At 37.1% G+C, this 3,398-nt stretch carries 3 protein-coding genes; all 3 read right to left on the bottom strand.

Annotated elements, in window-relative coordinates; all coding sequences use genetic code 11:
* Positions 1-471, bottom strand: a 471-nt coding sequence (locus tag AACU98_RS00550) for a DedA family protein (RefSeq protein WP_161735344.1), incomplete at its 3' end; no start/stop codon positions are given.
* Positions 472-639: 168 nt separating this feature from the next.
* A complete protein-coding gene (gene alsS, locus AACU98_RS00545) occupies positions 640-2,319 on the bottom strand; it encodes an acetolactate synthase AlsS (protein ID WP_012367840.1) in 1,680 nt (559 codons plus the stop codon).
* A gap of 64 nt (positions 2,320-2,383) precedes the next feature.
* Complete coding sequence (gene budA / locus AACU98_RS00540; RefSeq protein WP_012367841.1) at positions 2,384-3,220, bottom strand: acetolactate decarboxylase; 837 nt, start codon at positions 3,218-3,220, stop codon at positions 2,384-2,386.
* Positions 3,221-3,398 lie beyond the last annotated feature (178 nt).

Here is a 3,398-nt window from a genome sequence, read left to right as displayed (position 1 = left end):
TACTCCTGACCACACTAAGGCTGAAACAGTACTTGTTAGATAAATACCATAAATGGGGAGTTTTAATAAACCTGCGCTAAAAGGCGTAAGGTAGCGAAACACAGCTAAAAAGCGTGAAATAAAAAGAATAAAGAATGCTTTATTTTTTAACAGTTGTTGTATACGTAAGATCTTTGTTTGATAGCGGGTAACCCATTTATTTAAGCGAGGGAAATAATAAATGGAACGCCCTAACTGATAACTCACTATAGATCCTAATAAGGCACCTAAACTAGTTGCTAACCAAAGTAAAATAGGCGAATGGAAGGGCAAGCAAACCCCAAATATTAAGATCAGCATTAACGATGCGGGAGGTAAAAAGGATGAAATACCAATAGTAGATTTTCCCGCAGTGAGCAGGGTAATAGTAAAAAATAAAGCGATAGGAGAAACATGACTTAATGTGTCAAGCATTGAATGGAGTATCTCCATTTTATTCTCCTTTGATAATATTTTGCCCCTTTAGTATAGAGTGCATCTTTATACCAGACTGTCCGTTAGCCTAGCAAAATTTAATGGTCAGAAAAAGTAAGTCAAGAGCTTGTAAATAAAATGCCCCTCCATTCTAATGACTAATCCGTTAACTGGAGGGGCTTATTACTAAATAATTAAATTATAATTAATGTGCTTCATTAATTTATCGTTATCACGATAATCAACAGGAATGGCTAACACAGCAGGACCATCAACAGCTATCGCTTTACGTAAGGTTTCACGAAGTTGAGATGCGCACTCAACAGAAAATCCTTTAGCACCAAAAGATTCTGCATAGCGTTTAAAATCAATAGGACCAAATTTTACGCCAGAAGGACGGCCATATTTTACCTCTTCTTGCATCTCCACCATATTATAAGCATTATCAACCCAGATAATATGCAATATATTGGTATTAAGACGAACTGCGGTTTCTAGCTCCATTGAAGATTGCATAAATCCCCCATCACCAGAAACAGAGATAATTTTATCGCAAGGACGTACAAAAGAAGCGCCTATTCCCCAAGGTAATGCAACTCCCATGGTTTGTTGGCCATTAGAAATTAGCATTTGTCTCGCTCTAAAACTATAAAGGTAACGTGCAAGCCAAATATGAAAACTCCCCATATCAATACAAAGAGTGACATCGTTATCAATGATATCTTGCATTTCATGTATGATAGTTAAAGGATGAATAGGTGTGCCTTGTCTAAAATAACTATTTTGTTGCAAAATTTCCCTTTGCTGACGTATTTTCTCTAGTATTCCTTGGCTCTGATTAGACAATTGTAATTTTGAATTAGGCTGGTGAGTTAATTGTTGCGTTAACTTATCCAGTGTTAATTTAATATTGCCTGTTAATTCTAAGGCAGGGCAGTAAGCTAAATCGATTTCAGCTTGGATCTCATCAATATGGATAATATTGGCATTATGACTGTTCCATAAGGAAGGCTCATACTCAATCGGGCTATAACCTAAAGTGATAACTAAATCAGCGTGTGCCAGTAATTCATCCCCTGGCTGATTATTAAATAAGCCAATTCGTCCGGCAAAGAGTGGAAAATGGCGATGAGCAATAGCCCCGGCAGATTGATAAGTACCTACAATAGGAACAGGAAAAATATCAAGGAAATTTTGTAAGGCAAGAGCATTTTCCGGATCGCTGGCTTGAAGCCCTATTAATATCACAGGGTTTTTCGCTTGTAATAATAAGCTGATCGCTTCTTGAATTGCACTATCACTCGCGGCACCTAAATTAGGTTTGGATTTAGGTGTTAATAACGGGCTATCTACCTCATTATTGAGTATATCCATTGGAAAGGTTAAAAAAGCCGAGCCGGGACGACCTGACTCCGCATGACGAAAAGCATTGGCTAACGTCTCTGAAATTGATTGTGAAGAATCAACTTCAGCACAAAACTTAGTGATTGGGTTAAACATTGTTACTGTGTCCATACTTTGATGAACCAGTTTAAGTCTATCCGTAGATTTAACTGAGCCTCCTAAGGCAACTAGAGGATCACCTTCTGATGTAGCTGTCGCAATGCCCGTTGCTAGATTAGAACAACCGGGACCAGAAGTGGCTATCGCCACACCCGCTTTACCGGTTAAACGTCCTACCGCACCCGCCATAAAAGCCGCATTGGCTTCGTGACGCACAACAATAGTTTTAATTGTTGAATCAACCAAAGAATCAAAAACACGGTCAATTTTGGCTCCGGGGATCCCAAAAACTTGTTTAACACCATGTTGTTCTAATTGCTTAACCACCAAGTCAGCACCGCAATTCCAATGATGAGAGTTCATAAAACCTTCTTTAAGTTTGCAAGTGAATGAATAAAAACAGAATGACCTTTAGGAATGATTACTTTCAGTTTTCGGCTTGTTCTATTGCCTGATGAAGGTCATCGGGCATTAAATTAGCTTCTAAGAATGTTGATTGATGAGGTAAGTCAATAGTAAAACGAGAGATAACACCGATTTGTAGGGTGCCTTTTTTTAATTGATAATCAAGTACATGGCCACCACCTTCACGTTGGTGATTAATATAATGCTCATGAAATCCAGCAACATTAAGGCCTTGAGTAAATTGTGGGGAACGAAAGCCGGCAATAATACCCATTTCATCGTGAAAGGTAAAAATAGGCTGATTTTCAATGGCTTCTAGCATGGGCACATAAGGAGGCTCTTGACGTGGCACTGTACGTGTTTTAACTAATTCAAATTCGCCTTCAATTTTGATGGCACAAAATAGATTATCGGAAGGGACATATTGGTTAATAATATTGTGAACCTGTTGTTGAGAGACAGGATCTGAAAACTGATGTGTAATATCAGGTTTAAAGAAAGTCATTACAGCAAAAGGCGAGCCTTGATCTGGACGGGCTTCTCGCGCACTGCCATCTGAACGTAATTGAAAAACGTTACTATCAAAGGCGACCAATTCGCCATCAAGATGATTAAAAGTACCTAAACCAAAATCACCATGCTTTAATAAATCAGCAATAGTAACATTACTATCATAAACACCAGCAATAAGACTACTCATTAAAGAATTTTGGTAGATAGTACATTCTGGATGTTTATTAATATAATGATTTAAAGAAGTTATTATTTCTTGGGTGCAGTTGCAGGAACTATGAGTATTTTTATGGTTATGGGTGATATCACTATTATCTCGCTCGATATGGTTAAAGCTAGTTTTCATAATGAAGCAGATCCTTATTTATTTAGATAGACATTCATCAACTATCAATTTCATTATTAGCTCTATAGGTAAGATTTTCAAATGTTTTAATTGATATCAAAAAAGATGTGATAATCATAGAGAGTGAGATTAAAGCTATTTTATTGTTTTTTATAAATTTAATTTTACGTGTAACTTT

Origin of the sequence: Proteus sp. G4380 (assembly GCF_963885725.1) — a bacterium.
Taxonomy (GTDB): domain Bacteria; phylum Pseudomonadota; class Gammaproteobacteria; order Enterobacterales; family Enterobacteriaceae; genus Proteus; species Proteus mirabilis.
Note: the sequence above shows the minus strand (reverse complement) of the source record. Positions and strands in the feature narration are given on the sequence as shown.